Raw genomic sequence first — 22622 nt, forward strand, 5'->3', positions numbered from 1 at the left:
TGTGGAAGATAGGCCGCGCAGGATCTGCTGGCCGATATGGGCTGCGATGACGGCCGGGGCTATTATCTGGGACGTCTGGAGCCGGCGGCGGATTTCGTTGCACGCTTCAAATTCACATACGTCAAATCCACGCCGGCAGCCTCATGATTCGATGCATAGCTTTTACAGTCGCCACCGAATTAGCCAACGAGCGTGATCATGGCAGGCGCTGAAGCCTCGCTGCGTATCGGCTTCACACTGGAACACGCCAGCAAGCGCTACGGCAACGTACAAGCGCTAGACAACATCAATCTGGACTTTACTGCCGGCAGCACCACTGCATTGATCGGTAGTAGCGGCTCGGGCAAGTCCACGGTGCTGCGGCTGCTGTTGGGACTGGACTATCCCGACGCGGGCAACATCAAGGTCGACGGTCGCGTGCTCGGTTCAGCGCACGTGCTCGAGCTACGACGGCGAGTCGGCTATGTGATCCAGGAAGGTGGGCTGTTTCCGCATCTCACCGCGCAGGGCAACCTGGCACTGCTGCCGCGCCACCTTGGCTGGAGCGCCGAAAAAATTCGCCAGCGTGCGGAAGAACTCGCCGCACTGACCCACCTGCCGCTCGACGTGCTCAGACGCTATCCCGCTGAGCTTTCCGGCGGTCAGCGCCAGCGCGTGGCCCTGATGCGCGCCCTGATGGCCGACCCCGATGCGCTGTTGCTGGACGAACCATTGGGCGCGCTCGATCCGATCGTGCGGCACGAGCTGCAGGACGAGTTGAAACGCATCTTCGAGCAGCTCGGCAAGACGGTGATCATCGTGACGCATGATCTGGCCGAGGCCGCCTGGTTCGCCGAGCGGCTGGTACTGATGCGCAGCGGCGCAGTAGTGCAGGACGGCAGCCTGCAGGATTTGCGCGAGCGTCCCGTCGATCCGTTCGTCACCCGCTTTGTCGAGGCGCAACGACGGTTGCCCAGGGTGCCGGCGTGAACCGCGCGACGCGCTGGATCTTCAGCATCGGCGCACTGCTTGTGCCCATGCTGGCCCAGGCTTCGCCCGTACGTATCGGCTCCAAGGTCTTCACCGAATCGGTGATCCTCGGTGAACTGGCGAAAGCCATCGCCGGCCAGGCAGGCGTCAATGCCGTGCACCAGCGCGAACTGGGTGGCACCAGCATTCTCTGGAAGGCGCTGCAGCAAGGCGATATCGACGTCTATTCCGAATACACCGGCACGATCACCCACGAACTGCTGAAAAACGTGGCACCCGATGCCGACATCCCGACCCTGCGCGAACGATTGAAACCACTCGGCATCGGCATCACCGATTCACTGGGCTTCAACAATACCTATGCCATCGGCATGTTGACCGACAAGGCTGCGCAGCTGCATATCAGCAAGCTGTCCGACCTGGCCGCACACCCTGACTTGCGCTTCGGCTTTTCCAACGAGTTCATCGATCGCACGGACGGCTGGCCCGGCATCCGACAGCGCTACGGCCTGCCGCAAACGCAGGTTCGCGGGCTGGATCACGCGCTGGCGTATCGCGCGGTGGCCAGCAACGGAGTCGATGCGATCGATCTTTACAGCACCGATGCGGAAATCCCCTACTACCACCTGCGCACGCTGGACGACGACCGTCATTACTTTCCGCGCTACGAGGCGGTGTATCTGTACCGATTGGCGCTGCTGCAGAGTGCGCCGACATTCGTCACCGCGTTGCAGAAACTGGCAGGCCGCATCGACGAAAACACCATGCGGCAGATGAATGCAAAAGTGAAGTTGCAGGGCGCGAAAGAGGACGTGGTGGTCGCAGCCTTTCTCGGCATCCGCGCAGACACAAGCGCTGATGCCGGACTGTGGTCGCGCCTGCTCCAGACCAGCATCGATCACATCAAGCTGGTAGTTCTGTCGCTGGGCATGGCCGTGCTTTTGGCGATTCCACTGGGTATTTTGGCAGCCCGATTGAAGCGGCTGGGCCAACTGGTGATCGGGCTGACTGGCATTCTGCAGACCGTACCGTCGCTGGCGATGTTCGTCTTCATGATTCCGATTTTTGGCATCGGCACGTGGCCGGCCATCGCCGCACTATTTCTGTACAGCCTGCTGCCCATCGTACGCAACACGCATGCCGGGCTGGTCGGCATTGCACCGGAGCTGCGCGAGTCGGCCGCCGCGCTTGGCCTGCCGCGCGGCGTGCGGTTGCGCCGGGTGGAGCTGCCGCTGGCGACGCGCTCGATCCTTGCCGGCATCAAGACCGCTGCGGTGATCAACGTCGGCACTGCCACGCTGGCAGCCTTGATCGGCGCCGGTGGCTACGGCCAACCCATCCTCACCGGCATCAGGCTGGATAACATCAACCTGATCCTCGAAGGCGCCATTCCTGCGGCGCTGCTGGCGCTGCTGGCACAAGGCCTGTTCGAAGGCATCGAGCGCTGGCTGACGCCGCGCGGACTTCGGCTTGAGGCCCGGCAGTGAGCTGATCGTGCATTGATGCAGCCGGTTAATCAGCAGCAGCGGGTGCGGTGTGCCGATCAAAGCGATGTAACCGTGGCCTATGCCATAGCGAAAGGTTTCACGACTAGCCATCACCGTGGTTTTGCCTGACGAAACACATAACCGATCAAATATGGCCGTACAAACGTCCAAACGTCTGTGTGTTGACAATCCGCTCGAGTCATGTCGACCATGCAAGTCTATCCAGCCAAGAAATCACTCTTCATGTCCAAACAGCCAGCACTGGCAATCGTGTACGAGCATCCCGAGTGGTTCAAGCCGCTTTTCGCCACGCTCGATCGTCGTGGTATCGACTACAAGGCCTTTCGGTTCGAAAACCATCGCTTCGATCTCGTCGAAAAACATGCACCCGCACCGGTAGTGTTCAGCCGCCTGGCGATGAGTTCGTTCCTGCGCCAGGACGAACACCCGATCTTCTACGCGCAAGCGCTCTACGCGCACTGGGAGTTGAACGGCGCCCACGTCATCAATGGCAGCAAGGCGCTGACGATCGATGCGAACAAGGCGCGCCAGCTCTCGGTGATCCAGTCGCTGGGGCTGGCTATTCCGGCGACACGTGTGGTGCATCGACAGGCCGATATCGTGGCGGCAACCGAAGGCCTGCGTTTTCCGGTGATCGTCAAGGTGAATATCGGTGGTTCGGGCGCAGGCGTCTCGCGCTACGACAGTGTTGATGAGCTGAAGCAGGCCATCGCCGATGGCAGCACGCCCAAGGGCATCGACAGCGTGCTGCTGGTGCAGGAGTACGTGCCCGCGAAGGACAAGCACATGGTCCGGATGGAAACGCTGGACGGCAAGTTCCTCTATGCCATCTCGCTCAACACCGATGGCGGCACGTTCGATCTGTGCCCCGCCGATGTATGCCTGATCGACAAGCCCACCGTCACCGTGCAGGAGTTCAAGCCTGACACCGAGGCAATCCGCGCAGCCGAAGCCATCGCCCGTGCGTCGGGACTGGATATCGGCGGCATCGAATTCATGATCGACGAACGCGACGGCGCACGTCGCTTCTACGACATCAACGGCCTGTCCAATTTCGTGGCCGATCCGCTCAACGTGCTGGGCTGGGACCCGCACGAAAAGCTGGTCGACTACCTGGAAAACGTCATCGCATCCACGCAGGAGAAAGCGGCATGAAGTACGGTTTCTGGGCACCGGTATTCGGCGGCTGGCTGCGCAATATTCGCAACGAGAACATGGAAGCGAGCTGGGACTATCTCAGCAAGCTGTGCATCCGCGCCGAACAGATCGGCTACGACCTTACCTTGATCGCCGAGCTCAACCTCAACGATATCAAGGGCGTGACCGAACCGGCACTCGACGCATGGTCCAGCGCCGCAGCACTGGCCGCGGTGACGAAAAAGCTGGAGATCATGGTCGCTGTACGCCCGAATTTTCATCAACCCGCGCTGTTTGCCAAGCAGGCGGCGAATATCGACCGCATCTCCGGCGGCCGCCTCGCGCTCAACGTGGTGTCCTCATGGTGGGCTGACGAGGCCACGCAATATGGCCTGCAGTTCGACCAGCACGACGATCGCTACGGCCGCACCAACGAGTGGCTGCAGGTCGTCGATGGCCTGTGGACACAGACGCCTTTCAATTTCACTGGCGAGCGCTACCAGCTGAAGGACGCAATCTGCGAACCGAAACCACTCTCCTCACCCCGCCCGACCATTTACGCCGGTGGTGAATCCGAAGCGGCCAAGACGCTGATCGCCAAACGCTGCGATGCCTACGTGATGCACGGCGACGAGCCGGAATTCATCGCCGAGAAGATTGCCGACATGCGAGCCCGCCGCGAGCGTGAAGGCCTGCCGCCGATGATCTACGGCATGGCCGCTTACGCCATCGTGCGCGATACCGAGAAAGAGGCGCTGGCCGAAGTCGAGCGGATCACCACGCTGGATCCCGAGGCCGCCGGCTTTGCCAACTTCGACCAGTGGCTTTCCGGCACGCAGCTGGAGCGCGAAATGAAGATCAAGGAATACTCCGTCTCCAATCGCGGCCTGCGGCCGGGGCTGGTCGGCACGCCGGAGCAGGTGCGCGCACGCATCGAAGCATTTTCTGCGGCAGGCCTCGACCTGCTATTGCTGCAAATGAGTCCGCAGCTGGAGGAGATGGAGCGCTTCGCGGCGCAAATAATTGCGCCAACGGCTATTGCTCACGGATAAATTCGGCAACGATCACGATGAGCCGTCTTGCAAGGCATCATAGCCGGACGGCTTGTCCCATATGGATCGCAGCAGTCGCTCGAACATCGAGCCCCCGATCAAATGGGTGAGCAGATCGTGGAAGGTATTCAACAGGTAGACAATCACTGCCGAGGCGTACTCGGCCGTTTGCTTCGATAATGCGGCTCCCAAGCCGGCAAACTTGCCGGTGCTGTGTGCTTGCTCATGGGCCGTCGCGAGACAAGGATGGTGGTCTATGGTGAGGTCAAGGCTCTTTTTGTAGAGCGCGACAACACCGGTTTCATCAAAGATGGGCGATAGCACTGCGTCCACTTCATGCCATATCGAGACTGCAAAAGCCGCAAGTTGGGTAATATCTGCGTTGGCGCCGAGCCGCCTTGAGAGCATGGCTCCAATACCGTGTGCATCATCTTGTCTTGGCTGCATCTGTGCTCTGAAGAAAACGCGACATACGCTCTTTCGATAGCGAACATAGGTGTAGTTTTGTTATTTGAAAGTATTTGAAATGTAAATATGTCTGAAATGTAATGCGCCAGAAAGTCTGTGATGCAGTCGCCATTTACGAGAATCCGTACAGCGAAGTGAAAGACCGACCTCGACTCGTCATGTCATGAGGTCTGATTCAATCTGTAGTCGACAATCCATCGGCAACGTCACGATAAATTCGCTACCGAGGTTACGTCCGGCGCTGCGACCGGTCACGCTACCCTGATGCGCCTCGACGAGTTCGCGAACCACAGCCAACCCAATACCAAGCCCACCGCTGGAATAATCCAGCGCGCGTTCGTCCTGCACGAACAAGTCAAAAATGTGCGGCAATGCCTCGGCCGAGATGCCGATGCCGTTGTCCGACACGATAATCTCCATCGACTGATCGCGCAGGATCAGCGCCAGCGAAATCTCACCGCCCTGCGGCGTGTACTTGGATGCGTTGTCGAGCAGATTGCTGAATATCTGCGCCAGCCGTACCGGATCGCCATGAAAACCGATCGGCGCGGACGGCAGCTCGTTCGTCATATGCTGCTCTCTTGCCTCCATCGCCGGTCGACAAGCCTCGATGGCCATGCGCAGCACGCCGATCATCTCCACGCTGCCGCGTTCAAGCCGCAGCTTGCCGGTGCTGATGCGCGAGCCTTCCAGCAGATCACCGATAAGCCGGGACATATGTGTCACCTGACCGTCGATGATCACCTGCAACCGCGCCAGCGATAGCTCGTCGTTGGTATCACGATCGATCATCAGGCTGGCGGCCACGCGTATCGGTGTCAAAGGATTACGCAGCTCGTGCGCCACCATCGCCATGAATTTGATCTGCTGGCGGTGCGCCTCGCGGGCATGTGCCTCCAGCTCCTGCGCAGTCAGCGCGGCCATCACCAGCTGCTCGTTCGCATCGCGCAAATCGGCGAAGCGACCTTCTTCCGCGACTGGCAATGACTCGTGACGGACCAACGGCAGCAGGTGAATCCCTGCCGAGCGCGGACCTGGCTCACCTAATGGCACTTCACCGTGGAACTGGAATCCACCGGGCCCGAGGCCTTTGGAACGGTACATGGCAAGATCAGCCCGATCGATCAGAGTGGCCATGTCAAGGCCATCTTCCGGATACATCGCAATGCCGAGGCTGGCGGAAAGTTGCACTCTCACCATGCCGATGGAACTGGGCAAGGCGACGGCAGCAAGCAGCAGAGCAGCGATGCGTGCGGCATCGGACGCATCGGAAACATGAGTGAGCAGGACCAGAAATTCATCGCCGCCGTGACGGCTGACGGTATCACCATCCTGCAGTACCGATTTCAACCGGCTGGCTACCAGCTGCAGTACCACATCGCCACCGGCGTGACCCAGCGTGTTGTTGATGTAGCGAAAATGGTCGAGATCGAGAAAGAGTATGGCGAGGTGTGCCTCGCGCTGATTTGCCGAGGCAATGGCGACCGTCAGGCGATCCAACATCAGCCCACGGTTGGCGGTGTGGGTCAGCGTATCGCGCTGACTGGAATAGGTCAGCTCGCTCAGATTGGCGATGGCCGTTTTGGCAATGCCTTCCGCGCTCAGTGCGGCAAGCACCAGCATCTGGTTGGCCTCCTGCAGCTGGGCTACGCGATTACCGCTGACGTCGAGCTGCACGGCGGCCAGCTCCTGTCGCAACCTGACCAGATCCGCCCGCAGGTCATCGGCCTGCCCGTTGAGCAACGCAAGCGTCTGCGTCGCTTCGGCCTCAGTGAGCGGATCGATCCGGTCGTTCACGGCGTCGACGGCATGGTGCTGTACTCATCCATCGTCGGCGCCAGAGGTCGGTCCGTTCAACAGGCGGTGGCTGCGGGTTGGTCTGCCGCCCAGCAGCCCTTCGTAGCCGACAAGCATCTCGTCGATCTTGATGCCGTCGTCGTCGATATGGAACAGATGCAGCGCGTTCGAATGCGCGCTGCCGCGCACCTTCACCACCGCCATCATGCGTTGAAGCCGACTGTCCACTTCGATATATCGCTGCACGATAATGGCGTCGGTAAGAAACGCCGTGCCATAGGGACTGAAGCGCAGTTCGCTGTAACGATCCTCCAACTCGGAGGTCATCAGCACGGTGACGCCGATATCGGTGAGCGCCGACACCAAACGCGACAACGACTCGCGAAAGTCTTCGCGAAAAGTAGGCGCCAGCGCCAATTCGAATCCAGACAACGAATCGATCACCACGCGGGTTGCCTTGAGCCGGCGAATCTCTGCGATCAGCAGTATTGCGATCTCATCCACCGACAACGCGAGCGAGCGAGTATCGACCACGCCGACACGGTCGCTCTCGATCAGCTCGGCCAGCACGCGACCACGAGACTGCTGGGGACGCTGCTCGAACGCGGCGATCACGCTCGTTTCCCCCAAGCGCGCACCCTCGGCCAGAAAAGCTGCTGCCAGGATGCTCTTGCCCGAACCCGACGGGCCGGCAACGAGCAGCGAATAGCCGCGCGGCAAACCACCGCCCATCATCGCGTCAAGACCCGGCACACCCATCTGCACCCGAACATCGGAGGCAGGCGCGGGTTGCCAATCCGTAAGCGAGACCGGCGATGTCGGCGCAAATACATGGATCCCGTTGTCGCTGATGCGAAAGGTGTGCAGCCCCGGCAGGGACGGCTGCCCGCGCATCTTCATGATCTCCATCTTGCGCACCATCGAATTGCTCTGCACGCTTTGACGTAGCCAAATCAAGCCATCGGCGACAGTGAATACCGGGCTGGGATCGTCATCACTGAAATATTCACCGAGCAGGAACGTGGTGGCCTGCCATGTCGTCATCTGCATGCCGAGCTGCTGAATGAACTGCTGCAAGCTGATGAAAGGATTGCTCTCGCCTTCGCCGGCGAGAATGACCGAACGGAACGAGTCGACAAACACCAGCGAGGGACTGTGCGTTTCGACCTCGGCAACCATCCGCGCCAGCACCTTGGACAAATCGCCGGTGGCGGTTTCTTCGGCCAGGTTGATGAAGTGAACGGACTGATTGACCTTTTCCGTGTCGAAGAACTCGAACTGCTGCTGGTAGCGGAACATTTTCAGCGGCGGCTCGCCGAGTACCGTGAAATACAGCGCAGGACGCTGCGGCGTGGCCAGCGCAAACATGATCTGATGGGCCAGCGTTGTCTTGCCCGAGCCCGGCGGACCGGCGATGAGGTTGAAGGAAAACTCCGGCAGACCGCCGCCGAACACCTCGTCCAGTCCGGGTACTCCCGTGGCGAGGCGATGGATGATGGCTTTGACCCTGGTCATGGCGAGGTGTCCTTTACGGCATCGCCGCTGAATGGTTTATCCCTTACCGAACGCAGCAGCCGCTCGAGCAGCGACCCACCGATCAGATGAGTAAGAAGATCATGGAAAGTGTTGAGCAAAGCGATAATGGCGGCAGACGCCTCTGCTGGTGTCTGCTGCGATAGCGCGATATCGAGGCCCGCAAACTCGCCGGGGCGTAATGAACCTTCATACGCAGTGACAAGACAGGAATGATCGGCAAGCGTCAGGTACAGGCTGCGCTTGTACAGTGCCGCAACGCCAGGCTGGCCAATAATCGGGGCTAGCGCGACATCAATGTCATGCCATATCGAAACGGCAGCGGCGGCAATGGTCGTCGGGGCCGCACCTTCCCCCACTCGTCTGGCAAGCAAGCCTTGGATACCGTGTGCGTCGGTCGGCATCTGTGGTCCGGAGAACACGCATCGTGCGCATTTGGAAAACCCATAATACGCGCTAATGTGTGTCCGTAAGGCGTTTAATCGCTTGAGGTCGTATATCGGGAGAAAGTCCAGATCAACGCGACCAGGCCGGTGCATGGAACAGGTAATCAACACGGCGTTGGACGGTGCCTTTGCTTGCCAGCCTGTACCCGACGGGGTGACACTGCAAAGTCACGCGACCCTGCGAGCAATCGATGAGTTTGGCCGAGACGCGACGTGATCAGCTGTTCCCCACACTCTGTGCGGTGCAGATAGCAGTAGCGCAGCATTTTGCGACGGCACCGCCGCGACGATTCGAGCCGGGCGAAACACTGTATGCCCTGGGCGAACGGCACGCATCGGTATTTATCGTCACCTCGGGCGAAGTGACGGTCACTCGCGGGCATGCAATGGGTGAGGATCAGCTAATCGCCGTGCTGCCGATTGGCGGCATCACCGGCGAAGTGAGCCAGCTCGGTGGACGCTCGGCGCTGGCCGAAGCGCGTGCCGGAACCTCCGGCTGCGAAGCGTTGCGTTTCGATACAGCGCATCTACGTGCGCTGATCATCGGCTCGGCCGAGATCGGCGAGATCATCATGCGGGCTTTTCTTTTGCGCCGTACCGCGCTGATTGCGGAAGGTGCCGGCACCTTGCTAGCTGGTCGGCCGGGTGAGCCCACGCTGGTGCGACTGCAGGGGTTTCTCACCCGTAACGGCCATCCGTATTCGCTGCTCGACGTCGCTGACGGTGGCGATGGTCAAGCCCTCGTCGAACGGTTTGGCGTACATGACGATGAGTTGCCGATCGTGCTGTGCCCCAACGGTTCGCTACTGAAGCATCCGACCAACGTCGACCTTGCCGCGTGCCTCGGCATGACGCCGGAGCTCGATCCGGATCGGATCTTCGACGTGGCCGTGGTCGGCGCTGGCCCTGCCGGCTTGGCGACGGCAGTGTATGCCGCGTCCGAAGGCTTGTCGGTGCTGGTGCTGGATACGCGCTCGTTCGGTGGGCAGGCCGGCGCATCGGCGCGCATCGAGAATTACCTTGGCTTTCCCACTGGCATCTCCGGCCACGCATTGGCCGCACGCGCATTTACCCAAGCGCAGAAGTTCGGCGCCGAGATTGCCATTCCGGTCAATGTCACTGCGCTGGAATGCGGCGGCGATGAGCGCCAACCAGGCGACCTTTTTACCCTGCGGCTTGAGAATGGCATCGGTATGCAGGCGCGCAGCGTCGTGGTTGCGTCCGGTGCGCGCTATCGACGCATCGATATCGAGAACCTGAGCCTGTTCGAAGGCGCTGGCGTGTCGTATTGGGCCTCACCGGTGGAAGCCAAGCTGTGCGAGGGCGAGGAGATTGCCCTGGTCGGCGGCGGCAACTCGGCGGGACAGGCGGTCGCCTTCATGGCGCCGCGGGTCAAACATCTGCACCTGGTCGTACGCGGTGATTCACTCGACGCATCGATGTCGCGTTACCTGATCGAACGTATCGCCGCGCTGCCCAATGTCACCTTGCATACGCGTACCGAAGTCACGGCGCTGCAGGGCGACGTGACCAGTGGACTGACTGGCGCCACGTTCCGTCATCGCGATACCGGTGCCGAGTGGACCGGGCCGCTACGTCACCTGTTTCTGTTCGTTGGCGCCGATCCCAACGCGGCATGGCTGGAGAGCTGCAACGTCGACGTGGATGCCAATGGCTTTATCTGCACCGGCCAGACCGCCAGCGGGCCGATATGGTCGGCGGCTGCCCGCGCACCGCTGGCGCTGGAAACCAGTGTGCCCGGTGTATTCGCCATTGGCGACGTACGTGCTGGCTCGACCAAGCGCGTAGCCGCAGCAGTAGGTGAAGGCGCCCAAGTCGTTGCCGCCCTCCATCAGGTACTTGCTGCATCCCCTGCCCGACTACCGGAACCTGCCGCATGAGTGATTACTGCAAGCACCTCGCCGATATTGCCGACGTAACGCCACGCACGCTTGGCTGTGAGGAATGCCTCAAATCCGGCTCGCACTGGGTCCATCTGCGGCTGTGCCGGACCTGCGGTCACGTCGGCTGTTGCGACCAGTCGCCGGGACGCCATGGTACCGCCCACTACCATGCCACCAAGCATCCGATCATCGAAGGCTACGATCCCCCCGAAGGCTGGGGCTGGTGCTTTGTCGATGACACTCTGGTCGACCTACCCGACCAGACGCCACAAGTGGGGCCGATACCGCGATATGTCTGATGCCTTGGCAGGCTTGTTTGGATGTCTAAATGATCACCTAGACAATCAACTTGCTGTCAGCAGCTCGATCCCTCGTGAGGCGACTCTGCTTGATCGTATCGACGTGAACCTCCGCATGAAAACAAAAGGTCCGATGGTAAGAGTTGTCATCTCTCGCCATCGGACCTGAGTTTCACTCCATCTATTTCCAGCGAATCAAACCTTGCCGATCGATTCGCCGCACCGCACTTCTTCTTACCGCCCCAAGTCTTGCAGGAAACGGTTGGTGTATTGCAACGACGTACTGCCGCTGACCGAGTTGCACGTTGCCGACGCCGAACCGGTATTGCTTGAACAAGGTGTATCGCGATCCAGCGACCAGAAATGGATGCCCACCAGGCCATTGCTCACTGCGTAATTGGTGAGCGTATCGACATCGGTGAGAGAGAACACTTCGCTGGAGACATCGTTCATGCCGATCATCGGCGTCAGCTCGATCTGGCTGGCCGGAATGCCGTAGGTATGCTCCAGATTTTCCGCTGCCTGGATCGCGGACTGCCCCATGTTGCACGCGCCGTTGGATACCACGCAGACGCTGGAACTGGCCCCACCAAAATCCATCACCATCAGGTTGATCGTGTAACTGCTGAGGTTGGCACTCTTGATCGACTTGACCACCATATCGCCCAGCGAGTTGAGCCCGCCGTAACTGCCATCCGATGCTCCCAATGTGGCCAGCGTGAAGGAGATGCGCAGATTCGGATACAGCGTGTGCGCATACGCGGCCTCGGTCACCAGACTGGTGATCTCCGCCTGGGTCTGGCCTCCTTCGATATCGAAATCCATGCCGACCAGATGCGATGAGTTGTAGGTCGAAAGGAATTGGGCCATGCCCGATGGCGTCGAGCAGGTGAAAACACCCGCCTGACCGCCGGTGGAGACCACGTAGTTCACGCCCGCATTGGAAAGCGCCTGAATGTTTGCGCTGGCAAAGCTGGCCGCGGGAATACCGCCCCAGTTCTCGCTGCCGCATTCGCCCGTTGCAAAAGCCAGCGTGATTGCGCCGAGATTGGGTTCGACGGTCGAGACAAGACTACCGCTGCCAACCACCGGAATCGCTGTGCCGGTCACCGCCGTTTGCATCACGTTGGTGTTCCAGTTGAGATTGATGGTGACGTCCTTGTACGGACTGAACAGCAGACTGCCTGGCGCAGGGGCTGGTGCAGGAGCGGGGGCCGGTGCGGGAGCTGGCGCGGGCGCCGGTGCAGGAGCCGCACCGCAGGAACCTTGAGATGTCCAGGGTTGGCCGGAGCCCGCCCCACCATTGTTGGTCGCCGGGTCATTGCCCTGCGTCCACCAGTTCGCCAGATAGTTGATGCCGTTTTCGCTGGCAGTATTGCCGGCGGTGTAAACCTGCGACGCGCTCCAGGCCGCCGCGCAACTAGGCGCAGTCTGCGCCTGCAGCGTCTGCACGGGTACTGCGGCCAGCAACGCCATGGACAAACCTGTCGCTGCGACGCTACCGAAAGCGCCAAGTGCCAGACGCAAGCGCAGGGCGGGCCGTTTTACAAAGGGTGATGGTGGTTTGACTGACATGGAATCCTCTCCAGATGGACTTGCATCAATACGAGTGAGTTACCAAGGCAGTTCACAGCCGCAATCCGATCAGCCATGTGGGGATGTGCCTCATCGCGTCCCTGCACGCTACCGCTTGTTATGCGTGAGATATGTCCCGTGATAGACCTTAATGACAACGTTGTCTATTGGAAAAAATCCCAACTGTGACGGTGCGCGTGAAACGCCGTAGGGCGCTGATGCAGCCTCGGGATGGGCAATAGCTCGCTTCTGTTTTGCTGCTTATGCAGCATCTCAAAGCGAAAGTGGCTCTGCTGTTTGACTGGCTTGATATCGCACTGCAGCAGTGTTGATCGCGCCTCGGCAGATCGAAGCGCTTTCCAGGCGTGCCCGAAAGTGAGTGCAAAAATTAGGAGGTGGATCTAATTGAGCAAAACCATGTCGCATCCCCACAAGAAATCTTCGCCTGCCGCGTCATGACGCTAAACCTTATTCGGCGACCATCACGAATGAGGGCGTGAAATGACAACGTTATCTATGTGTACTGAGTGGAGAGCGGACGACACCCTTGCGCTGCGTCAGGCCTTCTTCTAATCAGGCTTTCTTCTAATCAGGCTTTCTTCAAAAAGCAGACTTTCAGCACCAGCCCCTTGATCTTGTCCGAACTGCCTTCGATATGTTCGTCGTCGCCTTCGACCAAACGAATGTTCTTGATCACCGCGCCCTGCTTCAACGGGATCGACGAGCCCCTGACCTTCAGGTCCTTGATCACGACGACGGTGTCACCGGCGGCAAGCACATTGCCATTGACGTCCCTCACCAGCGTGTCGATATCGGTTGCCACACTTGCGGCGATGGGCCATTCGTGGACGCACTCTGCACATACGACGCTGTCCCCGTCCGGATAGGTATTTTCCATCGCGCACTGCGGGCAAGCAGGAAAGTCAGACATGCCTTTGTCCATCGGGATCGTTGAAGAACTGCGGAGTATATAGATGCCCGACTCAATGAACCCGACCCTGATCGGGATACCCCGATAGCAACGAACACGCATCCATCGCTACACCGGAATGGCACCTCCATTCTGTCATCGTTGCCCAGCTTTTGACGGAATGTGCATGGCCTGCTGGCGGTGTTGACGAAACACTTCGACACCGGTCGGTCACCCGCGGTAATGTCTACCCACAACCAATATCTGTTCGCTGCTGTAGACGTCCTGACCAGGAGTTTTAATGGCCGACGCAACACCTGTGTTTGACGAGATGGGATGGCCGGACAACGTTCGCGCACCCTATGCCTTGATCGATGCCTGGTTGAAATCGATGCCCGCCGAACAGCTGTCGCTGAAGCGTCGCGAGGCAGAAGTGCTGTTCCGGCGTATCGGCATTACCTTTGCGGTGTATACCGAAGGCGGCGATCCCGAGCGCCTGATCCCGTTCGACTTTATCCCCCGCGTCATGGCGCAGGCCGAATGGGTGCGCTTGCGTCAGGGCCTGGAACAACGCGCGAAGGCGCTGAATGCTTTTATCCACGACGTCTATCACGACCGCGAAATCGTTCGTGCCGGCCGCATTCCCGAGAAGCTGATTCTGCATAACAGCGAGTTTCGCCCGGAGATGGCCGGCCTCGATCTGCCCGGCCAGATGTATTCGCACATTGCCGGCATCGATATGGTGCGTACCGGACCCGACGACTACTACGTGCTGGAAGACAACTGCCGCACGCCATCCGGCGTGTCCTACATGGTCGAGAACCGCGAGGTGATGCAGCGGCTGTTTCCGGACCTGTTCCGTCGCAATCGCGTCGCACCGGTCGCGCACTATCCCGACGAACTGCTTGCCACGCTGCGTTCGCTGGCGCCGCCAAACTGTCCCGGTGAACCGACCGTGGTGCTGCTAACCCCTGGCATCCACAACAGCGCCTACTACGAGCACGCGTTTCTGGCCGACGAAATGGGCATCGATCTGGTCGAAGGTGCCGATCTGGTGGTGGACAAAGACGTCTGCTACCAGCGCACCACCGCCGGCCTGTCGCGTGTCGACGTAATCTATCGCCGTATCGATGACGACTATCTGGATCCGCTGGTGTTCAAGCCCGGGTCGATGCTCGGCGTGCCGGGGCTGCACTTTGCCAATCGCGCGGGCAACCTCACGCTGACGAATGCCATCGGCGCCGGGATTGCGGATGACAAGGCGGTTTACATCCACGTACCGGAAATGATCCGTTTCTATCTCGGCGAAGAGCCGCTGCTGCGCAACGTGCCAACCCATGACTGCAGCAAGCCCGACGAACTGCGCTACGTACTGGACCATCTCAACGAACTGGTAGTGAAAGCGGTGCATGGCTCCGGCGGCTACGGCATGCTGGTGGGACCACACGCCAGTCGCACCGAACTTGAAGATTTTCGCGTGCTGCTGAAAACGCGTCCGCAGGATTACATCGCGCAGCCGACGCTGGCCCTGTCCACCGTGCCGACCTTCGTCGACTCCGGCATCGCACCACGCCATGTCGACCTTCGACCGTTCGTGCTTTGCGGTGCCGATCGCATCCGCGTCGTACCGGGCGGCCTCACGCGCGTAGCGCTGAAAGAAGGCTCGCTGGTCGTCAATTCATCGCAGGGCGGTGGCACCAAAGACACCTGGATACTGGAAAACTGATGCTGGCACGTACTGCAGAAAACCTGTTCTGGCTATCGCGCTACATGGAGCGCGCCGATTACGTGGCGCGACTGCTTCAGGTGACGGGTCAGATGAATGCCGTTCGCGTCGACAGCGACCGCAACAGCGAGTGGGAATCGGCAATTGTTGCGGCTGGCGGCAGCGACAGTTACTACGCCCGCCACACGGAAGCAGACGAACCGTCGGTCATCCAGTTCCTCGCCTTCGATGCGGACAACCCCTCATCCATCGTCAACTGCATCGAGGTCGCGCGTCGCAATGCGCGCGCCGTGCGCACAGCGTTGACCGCCGACATGTGGGAAGCGGTGAACACCACCTGGCAGGAGCTTTCCACGTATCGCAATACGCCGATGACCGAGGATTTGCTCTCCGAATTTCTCGAATGGGTGAAATCACGCGTCGGCCTGTTCCACGGCGTGTGCTCGAACGCGATGCTGCGCCGGGACGGTTTTCACTTCGTGCGGGTGGGCCAGTATCTGGAACGTGCCGACAATACCGCGCGTCTGCTCGACGTCAAATATCACGTGCGGCTGCCATCGGTCAGCGACGTTGGCGGTGTCATCGATTACTACCAGTGGCTGGCGATTCTGCGCGTGGTCGGTGCACGCCGCGCGTATCGCGTGATGTTCAAGGGGCCGGTGGAACCCGCACATGTGGCCGAACTGCTGATCATGCGCGGCGAGTTTCCGCGCTCGCTGGCGTTCTGCTACAACCAGATCACCCAGCATCTGGACCTGATCGAAGACCAGGATCCGCAGCGCGCGGCGGAAGCCAAGCGACAGGCGCATGCGATCTACACGAATCTGCGCTACGGCCAGATCGACGACGTCATCAACAACGGCCTGCACGAATACCTGACCGACCTGATCGTGCGCACCGAAGCGCTGGGTTCGCAAATCTCCGAGGGACACCTGTTTTGATCAGGCAACTTTAATCATGCAACTCACTATCGTTCACGACACCGTTTATCGCTATGGTCAAGCCGCGAGCATGATCATCCAGGCCCTGCGCATGTGGCCCGCACCCAGCGCCGGGCAGACCATCGGCGACTGGCGTGTCAACGTCGACGGCCGGCGATTGCAGCCAACCTGCAGCGACGGCTTTGGCAACCCGGTGGCCACGCACACCATCGACCGCAGTGTGGAAACCCTGCGACTCTCGGTACGTGGCTCGGTCAACACGCGCGATCTGCACGGCGTACATGGTGACCGCAAAGAGTTGCTGCCGCCGATGTTCTACCTGTCATCCACACCGCTGACCGAAAGCAATAAAGAGATCGATGACCTCGCCCGATCCGTCTCCGGTACCGGCACCGGACTGGAGCGCCTGCACCGACTCAACAACGGCGTGCGCGACCGCATCGACTACCTGCCCTATCAGACCGATGCGGAAACCACCGCCGTTGAAGCGTTCGCCGCGCAGGCTGGCGTGTGCCAGGACCATGCGCACGTGCTGATTGCCGCCGCCCGCTCACTGGGTTTTCCGGCGCGCTACGTCAGTGGTTATCTCTGTCCCGTCGAAGGTACCGCCGCGGCTAGCCATGCCTGGGCTGAGATCTTTGTCGAAGATCTGGGCTGGTTGGGTTTCGACGCCGCCAATCGCCAATCGCCGAACGAGCGTTATGTCCGCATCGCCTGCGGTCGCGACTACCGCGATGCAGCACCGGTGCGTGGCGTACGACTGGGTGGTATTGCCGAGTCGCTGGAAGTCGAAGTGTCGATCGCCGAATCCGGGCAATCGCAGTCGCAGTCGCAATCCTGGTAACGATTGCCCCAACACCTTCCGTCTCGAAATCCGGCGGTTTCGTCTGCCGTGACCGAGCGCAGCCTGTGGCCACGGGGTCACCTGTCTGATTTCATAAAAAAGGATTCGTTGATCTCATAATTGCTGCGTGATAATCAGGGCGGGTTACTAGGGAGGCTGTACCCGCACATACCATCACATAGGGGTCGAGATCATGCAAACGCAACGTTTTGCCGCTCGTTCCGAACGGCCCGGTTTTTGGGCCATCCGTCGTTGGGTCGATCATCGCCACCGGGCCAAACGCTTTGCGCTGGCGGCGCTTTCACTTTTAGCCGTCTATCTGCCAACCGCTGTCAGCGCAGCCAGCTCGGGGAGTTTTACCGCTGCTCAGGCGCAGGCCGGCGCAGCAGTCTATAGCCAGGAATGCTCGGTGTGTCACGGCTCGAAGCTGCAGGGTGGCGCCGCACCGGCGCTTAGTGGAGCCACCTTTGGCGCATCGCTCAAGACCAACTATCCGACCGCCGAAAAGCTTTACGGTTTCATCTCCAGCCAGATGCCAGTGAGCAACCCGGGCTCGCTCAGCAAGACCCAGTACGAAGATACGCTGGCTTTCATCCTCGCTCAGAACAACTATCCAGCGGGTAGCGCGGCACTTGATGCAGCCCATCTGGATACCGTGGCATTGCTGCCGTACCCGGCTCAGAACAACGACGCTGCCACCACCAACGCCAATCTGGAAATCCAGAACATCGGCATCTCCAGCCGCATGGTCTACGGCAAGCTGCCTGACAAGGCCAGTGTCACGATTACCGACGACATGATGGCCAGCCCCGCTGACCATCCTGCTGACTGGCTGCTGCACGGCCGCGACTATGCCAACCAGCGTTTCTCGCCACTGAAGGAGATCAACGACGGCAACGTCAAGTCGCTGACCGCCGTCGCCCTGGTACAGACCGGCATCACCAGCAGCTTCGAGACGACACCTATCGTGGTCAATGGCGTGATGTATGCCACCACACCGGTGGTCGACAGCAAGATGAAAATCATCGCGCTGCACGCCGACACCGGCGACATCATCTGGGAGTCGACGTATAACGTCGGCAACTTCAAGATTTGTTGCGGGCCGGTCAACCGCGGCGTGGCCGTGGGCTACGGCAATGTTTACGTGGTTACACTCGATGCACGGCTGATTGCCTTGAACGCGGCCACCGGCGACGTGCTTTGGAACGTCGGCGTAGCCGATCCCACGGTCGGTTATTCGGAGACGATGGCGCCGCAGCTTTACAAGGGCAAGGTCATCGTCGGCAGCTCCGGTGGCGAATGGGCGATACGTGGATTTGTCGCCGCCTACGATGCGACCACCGGCAAGCAGGCGTGGCGCTGGCAGTCGACCGATCCCAAATCGTTCGCTGGCGGTGCGTGGCAGCGCGGTGGCGGCATGGTCTGGACCACGCCGGCCGTCGATCCGGAGCGCGGCCTGCTGATCTTCTCCACCGGCAATCCCAATCCCGACCTGTACGGGGCGGGCCGCAAGGGTGACAACCTGTACACCGATTCGATCGTCGCGCTCAACGTGGATACCGGCAAGCTGGCCTGGTACTACCAGGAAGTGCCGCACGACGTATGGGACTACGACGCCGTGAGCAACGTCGTACTGTTCGACGTGCAGGACACGTCTCATAAAGGCCGCGGCAAGACCATTCCGGCCGCCGGTGAAGCGGGTAAAACAGGATGGTTCTATATCGTCGATCGTCGCAACGGCAAACTGATCCGCAAATCACAGCCTTTTGTCGATCAGTCGAAAAACATGTTCGCGCAGCCGACCAAGGAAGGCGTGCAGATGCTGCCCGGTGCCAACGGCGGTGCCGAATGGTCGCCGCCGGCGTATTCGCCGCTGACCCACGCGGTGTACATCCTGGGCATGAACCAGCTGATGACCTTCACCACCGGCGACGATCCGGGTTTCCAGCCCGGCTCGATGCGTCTGGGCAGCTCGTTCACCAACGTGCCGAAGGATCCGATCCAGAACGGTACCTTCACTGCCATCAACGTCGATACCGGCAACATCGCCTGGCAGTATCACGCGGCGCAACCACTGATCGGCGGCGCGCTGGCCACCGCAGGCAATCTGGTTTTCATGGGTGAAGGCGACGGTTACTTCGATGCCTTTGATGCGACCAGCGGCAAGAAGCTGTGGCGCTTCAACCTCGGCGCGGGCGTCAATGCACCGCCGATCAGTTACAGCGTCGACGGTGTGCAGTACATCGCCGTTGGCGCCGGCGGCAACTTCCAGATGGGCTTTGCCTACGGCGACACGATCGCTATCTTCAAGCTGCCGAAGTAAGCCACTCACGAATCATCGTGATGTAAAAGAATCGGGCAGCCCGTCATGGGCCGCCCGATGGGTTGTTCGCCTAAGTTGCCTGCAATGCGCATGACCTTCAGCGCAGCTGGCTATCCTTGCTGCCGCGCCGATTGAAAGTGCTGGCACTGGCCTGCTCCTGATCCTTCGCCTCCTGGCATGTCACGCAAAGGCGAACGCCCGGCACCGCCTTGCGGCGCGCCTCGGGAATCCTGGCATCACATTCCTCGCAATGCTTCAGACCCGGACCCTGTCGCAGCTGCTGCCGCGCACGTGTCACCGCATCATTGACGGTGGCATCGATCTGGTCCTGCACCGCACCGTCGCCTGCCCAACCGGTTGCCATGAAAGTCTCCCATCAGAAGATTGACTGAAAGCCTGATCTCGCAGGCATGAGCCCTGTTTGGAATGAACATATGGGCGTTGGCGAAGCACTACCAGCAAGCCGACATGGCTCATTCAGATGCCTGACTTCCGACACCATACGCGATGAACGGCGTATTCGACTCAGCCGACACGCGCATCATCGGCCAGCAAATCCAATGGCAACGCATCAGCATTCTCGTTCCATTCGATGCGATTGCGACCTTTGTCCTTGGCACGATAAAGCGCGGCATCGGCGGCGATAATCAAGGCCTCGAAGCGGGTGTCAGTCGTGACCGTGGCAAGGCCGACGCTGGTAGTGACCGCGATATCGTGTTCCGCGAACCGCGCCGGACGGCGTGCCACCTGCATACGCATCTGTTCGCCAATCATGGTCGCCTGCCGCGGATCAACCGACGGCAGCACCAACACAAATTCCTCGCCACCGTAGCGTGCGAACAGCGCATCTTTCGGCAGGCCGACATCCTGCACAACTTCGACGAAATGTCTGATCACCGCATCGCCGGCCACGTGACCCCAGCGATCGTTGACAGCTTTGAAATTATCCAGATCAAACACCATTACACAGCACGGTTCGAGCCGGGCATGGCAGCGCTCCACAAGGCATCGGCCCTCTTCAAATACAGCCGTGCGATTGAGCAGGCCAGTAAGCCCATCCGTACGTGCCAGTCGACGGAGATCCAGTGTCAGCCGTTGCGCCAGCATCAGGGTGAAACCGGTACTCAACAGGAACGTGCAGAGTATGCCGAAGATGTAGTTGCCGGTGACCAGCACCTCATTGAGCATCGCGCTGCTGATCATGCCAGGGAATAACACCATGACCGAACGCACCAGATAGAAACCGGCATCGACAGCAAACACCAGTGCGGTGCACCAGCAGGTACGACGGAGGTCGCGCGGCGCGTGCCACACCAGCAACCAGATCATCCACACATCCCAGACGATGCTACTCGTGCCAAACACCACGGCCTCGACCTTCGGCGACTGCGGCAACAGCACCAAGGCGGCTTGCACCGTCACGTAAAACACGATGTAAGCGATCGGCCAGAACCAACGCAGCGGATAACGCACGTGCACGGCAATGCCCATCAACATCAGCGCATTCGCCAATGCGATCAGGCCGTTGCCGAGAATCGCCGACATCAGCGTGCTCGACTCGTCCAGGCCCTGTGCCAGCGCCGCCAGCGTCAGCACCCAGAATGCCATCGCCCAGATCCGCAGCGCCGGCAACCCACGCAGCACCATACCCAGCAAGGTAAAGCTCAACGATATGGACACGCCGACAGCGATGCCGATGACACCGAGCGTATGCAGATCGAGATTCATGGCTACCCCCGGATAGCGCGTCGGCAACAGCGAGCCGACACCCACATTATCCCTAATTCCGCGAAAAGGATCCTGGCATCTCTATCTCGAGGCCCACGGCCGGCTCCAGCCCGTCAGTCCGACTGCCGCGGCATGGCCAAAAGCGCCAGCAGGGTTAATACCGCGGCGGCGGCCAGGTAATAGCCCACGTAGGCCAGCCCATAGGATTTGGCCAGCGAGGTGGCGATATACGGCGCCAGCGACGCGCCGAAGATACCCGCCATATTGAACGCCAGCGACGCACCGGTATAACGCACCGCCGTGGGAAACATCTGCGCCAGAATCGTGCCCAGCGGGCCGTAAGTCAAACCCATCACACCCAGTCCCAGTGCCAGAAAAAGCAGCACGCTACCGCTGCTGCCCGCGGCAAACAGCGGTGCAAAACCGATACCGAACGCAATGATCAGTACCGTGGAAAGAATCATCGTGAAGCGGCCGCCTCGACGGTCAGCGAGCAAGGCCGACAGTGGAATGGTCACCCCGAAAAACAGCACGCCGACCATCTGCAGTATCAGGAACTGCTCGCGCGAATAACCCAGCTTGGTGGTCGCCCAGCTCAGCGCAAACACGGTCATCAGATAGAACAGCACAAACGTGGCCAGCGCCGCGAAGGTGCCTGCCAGCAGCGCGCGCGGGTATTGCGTGATCACGGTAAGCATCGGCAGCTTTACGCGCTCGTGATGCGCCATGGCCTTCGCAAAAGCCGGCGTCTCGTGCAGCTTCAATCGCATCCACAGACCGATCAGCACCAGCGCGGCGCTGGCCAGAAAAGGCACGCGCCAGCCCCACGCAAAAAACGCGGCATCGCCGATGCCCTGCGTCAGCCACAGGAACAGTCCGGTAGAAAAGAAAAAACCGATCGGCGCGCCCAGCTGCGGAAACATGCCATACCACGCGCGTTTGCCTGGCGGTGCATTCTCGATCGCCAGCAGCACGGCTCCGCCCCACTCGCCGCCCAGACCCAGTCCCTGACCGAAGCGGCACAGAGCCAGCAGCAGCGGCGCCAGCACACCAATGCTCGCGTAGGTCGGTAGCAGGCCAATCGCCACGGTGGAAATACCCATCGTCAGCAGCGCTGCCACCAGCGTCGCCTTGCGACCCACCCGATCGCCAAAATGCCCAAACACTGCCGATCCAATCGGTCGTGCAAAAAACGCCAGCGCGAACGTCGCGAACGATTGCAGCGCGGCCGATGCAGGATCGGCAGACGGGAAAAACAGCTTCGGGAAAACCAGCACTGCCGCAGTAGCGTAAATATAGAAATCGAAAAACTCGATCGTGGTGCCGATCAGGCTGGCAAATAAAATGCGGCGCGGCGAATTGGCCGGCGCGGTCTCGACAACAGTCATTCCACAGATGTCCCAACGATGCAGGTTCGTCGATTCTGCCAGAGCATGTTGGCAAATGCCGACTTTTAACCCCA

General features: G+C 60.3%; 19 protein-coding genes. 10 read left to right on the top strand and 9 right to left on the bottom strand.

The genetic code is table 11. The annotated features are described in order from the left end of the window. Positions 1-198 precede the first annotated feature (198 nt). The 4 genes from HDE79_RS16850 (at position 199) to HDE79_RS16865 (ending at position 4666) form a co-directional block, all read left to right on the top strand. Complete coding sequence (locus HDE79_RS16850) at positions 199-969, top strand: ATP-binding cassette domain-containing protein (protein ID WP_184603557.1); 771 nt, start codon at positions 199-201, stop codon at positions 967-969. Between the two features lie 47 nt (positions 970-1016). Beyond that, entirely contained in the window at positions 1017-2456 is a 1440-nt protein-coding gene (locus tag HDE79_RS16855; protein ID WP_184603683.1) for a glycine betaine ABC transporter substrate-binding protein, read from the top strand. Between the two features lie 243 nt (positions 2457-2699). Then, positions 2700-3632 (top strand): alpha-L-glutamate ligase, encoded by a 933-nt coding sequence (locus HDE79_RS16860; protein ID WP_184603558.1) that lies wholly within the window; start codon positions 2700-2702, stop codon positions 3630-3632. Then, positions 3629-4666: an LLM class flavin-dependent oxidoreductase gene (locus HDE79_RS16865; RefSeq protein WP_184603560.1), complete on the top strand. Its 1038-nt coding sequence runs from the start codon at positions 3629-3631 to the stop codon at positions 4664-4666. The genes HDE79_RS16860 and HDE79_RS16865 overlap by 4 nt, the downstream gene beginning before the upstream one ends. A gap of 12 nt (positions 4667-4678) precedes the next feature. Here the strand turns inward: HDE79_RS16865 and HDE79_RS16870 are convergent, their stop codons facing one another. From HDE79_RS16870 to HDE79_RS16885, 4 genes are all read right to left on the bottom strand, one after another. Next, a complete protein-coding gene (locus tag HDE79_RS16870; RefSeq protein ID WP_184603562.1) occupies positions 4679-5113 on the bottom strand; it encodes a hypothetical protein in 435 nt (144 codons plus the stop codon). 177 nt (positions 5114-5290) lie between these two features. Continuing rightward, entirely contained in the window at positions 5291-6931 is a 1641-nt protein-coding gene (locus tag HDE79_RS16875) for a diguanylate cyclase (protein ID WP_184603569.1), read from the bottom strand. A gap of 24 nt (positions 6932-6955) precedes the next feature. Beyond that, entirely contained in the window at positions 6956-8446 is a 1491-nt protein-coding gene (locus HDE79_RS16880; RefSeq protein WP_184603571.1) for an ATPase domain-containing protein, read from the bottom strand. Beyond that, positions 8443-8868, bottom strand: coding sequence for a hypothetical protein (locus tag HDE79_RS16885; RefSeq protein ID WP_184603574.1), 426 nt, complete (start codon positions 8866-8868; stop codon positions 8443-8445). The genes HDE79_RS16880 and HDE79_RS16885 overlap by 4 nt, the downstream gene beginning before the upstream one ends. 233 nt (positions 8869-9101) lie before the next feature. Here HDE79_RS16885 and HDE79_RS16890 point away from each other — a divergent pair, with 233 nt between their 5' ends. Together HDE79_RS16890 and HDE79_RS16895 are read left to right on the top strand one after the other, a co-directional pair. Then, the gene (locus tag HDE79_RS16890) at positions 9102-10811 is read left to right on the top strand and encodes an FAD-dependent oxidoreductase (RefSeq protein WP_184603576.1); all 1710 of its coding nucleotides are present in this window, start codon (positions 9102-9104) and stop codon (positions 10809-10811) included. Further along, on the top strand, positions 10808-11113 hold the full coding sequence (locus HDE79_RS16895; RefSeq protein ID WP_184603578.1) for a UBP-type zinc finger domain-containing protein: 306 nt from the start codon (positions 10808-10810) through the stop codon (positions 11111-11113). Before HDE79_RS16890 ends, HDE79_RS16895 begins: the two co-directional genes overlap by 4 nt. A 234-nt stretch (positions 11114-11347) precedes the next feature. Here the strand turns inward: HDE79_RS16895 and HDE79_RS22170 are convergent, their stop codons facing one another. Beyond that, the gene (locus tag HDE79_RS22170) at positions 11348-12688 is read right to left on the bottom strand and encodes a carbohydrate-binding protein (RefSeq protein ID WP_304625080.1); all 1341 of its coding nucleotides are present in this window, start codon (positions 12686-12688) and stop codon (positions 11348-11350) included. A gap of 589 nt (positions 12689-13277) precedes the next feature. Next, entirely contained in the window at positions 13278-13619 is a 342-nt protein-coding gene (locus tag HDE79_RS16905) for a zinc ribbon domain-containing protein YjdM (protein WP_184603579.1), read from the bottom strand. A 370-nt stretch (positions 13620-13989) separates the two neighbouring features. Between HDE79_RS16905 and HDE79_RS16910 the strand changes: the two genes are divergently transcribed. The 4 genes from HDE79_RS16910 to HDE79_RS16925 all read left to right on the top strand — a co-directional run bounded on the left by HDE79_RS16910 (position 13990) and on the right by HDE79_RS16925 (position 19432). Further along, entirely contained in the window at positions 13990-15324 is a 1335-nt protein-coding gene (locus HDE79_RS16910; protein WP_304625082.1) for a circularly permuted type 2 ATP-grasp protein, read from the top strand. Further along, on the top strand, positions 15324-16265 hold the full coding sequence (locus HDE79_RS16915) for an alpha-E domain-containing protein (protein ID WP_184603584.1): 942 nt from the start codon (positions 15324-15326) through the stop codon (positions 16263-16265). The genes HDE79_RS16910 and HDE79_RS16915 overlap by 1 nt, the downstream gene beginning before the upstream one ends. Before the next feature lie 16 nt (positions 16266-16281). Then, entirely contained in the window at positions 16282-17109 is an 828-nt protein-coding gene (locus HDE79_RS16920) for a transglutaminase family protein (RefSeq protein WP_184603586.1), read from the top strand. 193 nt (positions 17110-17302) lie between these two features. Continuing rightward, positions 17303-19432 (top strand): PQQ-binding-like beta-propeller repeat protein, encoded by a 2130-nt coding sequence (locus HDE79_RS16925; protein WP_184603588.1) that lies wholly within the window; start codon positions 17303-17305, stop codon positions 19430-19432. Between the two features lie 97 nt (positions 19433-19529). Here HDE79_RS16925 and HDE79_RS16930 read toward each other — a convergent pair whose 3' ends face one another. The 3 genes from HDE79_RS16930 to HDE79_RS16940 form a co-directional block, all read right to left on the bottom strand. Next, a complete protein-coding gene (locus HDE79_RS16930; RefSeq protein WP_184603590.1) occupies positions 19530-19796 on the bottom strand; it encodes a DksA/TraR family C4-type zinc finger protein in 267 nt (88 codons plus the stop codon). A gap of 161 nt (positions 19797-19957) precedes the next feature. Next, on the bottom strand, positions 19958-21160 hold the full coding sequence (locus tag HDE79_RS16935; protein ID WP_184603592.1) for a GGDEF domain-containing protein: 1203 nt from the start codon (positions 21158-21160) through the stop codon (positions 19958-19960). A 113-nt stretch (positions 21161-21273) separates the two neighbouring features. After that, the gene (locus HDE79_RS16940) at positions 21274-22548 is read right to left on the bottom strand and encodes an MFS transporter (protein ID WP_184603594.1); all 1275 of its coding nucleotides are present in this window, start codon (positions 22546-22548) and stop codon (positions 21274-21276) included. Positions 22549-22622 lie beyond the last annotated feature (74 nt).

This window comes from Rhodanobacter sp. MP1X3 (assembly GCF_014207165.1).
GTDB lineage: Bacteria > Pseudomonadota > Gammaproteobacteria > Xanthomonadales > Rhodanobacteraceae > Rhodanobacter.

Excerpts from the sequence above, each read along its gene's own strand:
- HDE79_RS16855 (WP_184603683.1), top strand. The coding sequence starts at position 1,017 with ATGCTGGCCCAGGCTTCGCCCGTACGTATCGGCTCCAAGGTCTTCACC.
- HDE79_RS16880 (WP_184603571.1), bottom strand. The coding sequence starts at position 8,446 with ATGACCAGGGTCAAAGCCATCATCCATCGCCTCGCCACGGGAGTACCC.
- HDE79_RS16905 (WP_184603579.1), bottom strand. The coding sequence starts at position 13,619 with ATGTCTGACTTTCCTGCTTGCCCGCAGTGCGCGATGGAAAATACCTAT.
- HDE79_RS16920 (WP_184603586.1), top strand. The coding sequence starts at position 16,282 with ATGCAACTCACTATCGTTCACGACACCGTTTATCGCTATGGTCAAGCC.
- HDE79_RS16925 (WP_184603588.1), top strand. The coding sequence starts at position 17,303 with ATGCAAACGCAACGTTTTGCCGCTCGTTCCGAACGGCCCGGTTTTTGG.
- HDE79_RS16895 (WP_184603578.1), top strand. The coding sequence starts at position 10,808 with ATGAGTGATTACTGCAAGCACCTCGCCGATATTGCCGACGTAACGCCA.
- HDE79_RS16930 (WP_184603590.1), bottom strand. The coding sequence starts at position 19,796 with ATGGCAACCGGTTGGGCAGGCGACGGTGCGGTGCAGGACCAGATCGAT.
- HDE79_RS16890 (WP_184603576.1), top strand. The coding sequence starts at position 9,102 with ATGAGTTTGGCCGAGACGCGACGTGATCAGCTGTTCCCCACACTCTGT.
- HDE79_RS16860 (WP_184603558.1), top strand. The coding sequence starts at position 2,700 with ATGTCCAAACAGCCAGCACTGGCAATCGTGTACGAGCATCCCGAGTGG.
- HDE79_RS22170 (WP_304625080.1), bottom strand. The coding sequence starts at position 12,688 with ATGTCAGTCAAACCACCATCACCCTTTGTAAAACGGCCCGCCCTGCGC.
- HDE79_RS16865 (WP_184603560.1), top strand. The coding sequence starts at position 3,629 with ATGAAGTACGGTTTCTGGGCACCGGTATTCGGCGGCTGGCTGCGCAAT.
- HDE79_RS16910 (WP_304625082.1), top strand. The coding sequence starts at position 13,990 with ATGCCCGCCGAACAGCTGTCGCTGAAGCGTCGCGAGGCAGAAGTGCTG.
- HDE79_RS16915 (WP_184603584.1), top strand. The coding sequence starts at position 15,324 with ATGCTGGCACGTACTGCAGAAAACCTGTTCTGGCTATCGCGCTACATG.
- HDE79_RS16935 (WP_184603592.1), bottom strand. The coding sequence starts at position 21,160 with ATGAATCTCGATCTGCATACGCTCGGTGTCATCGGCATCGCTGTCGGC.
- HDE79_RS16850 (WP_184603557.1), top strand. The coding sequence starts at position 199 with ATGGCAGGCGCTGAAGCCTCGCTGCGTATCGGCTTCACACTGGAACAC.
- HDE79_RS16885 (WP_184603574.1), bottom strand. The coding sequence starts at position 8,868 with ATGCCGACCGACGCACACGGTATCCAAGGCTTGCTTGCCAGACGAGTG.
- HDE79_RS16870 (WP_184603562.1), bottom strand. The coding sequence starts at position 5,113 with ATGCAGCCAAGACAAGATGATGCACACGGTATTGGAGCCATGCTCTCA.
- HDE79_RS16940 (WP_184603594.1), bottom strand. The coding sequence starts at position 22,548 with ATGACTGTTGTCGAGACCGCGCCGGCCAATTCGCCGCGCCGCATTTTA.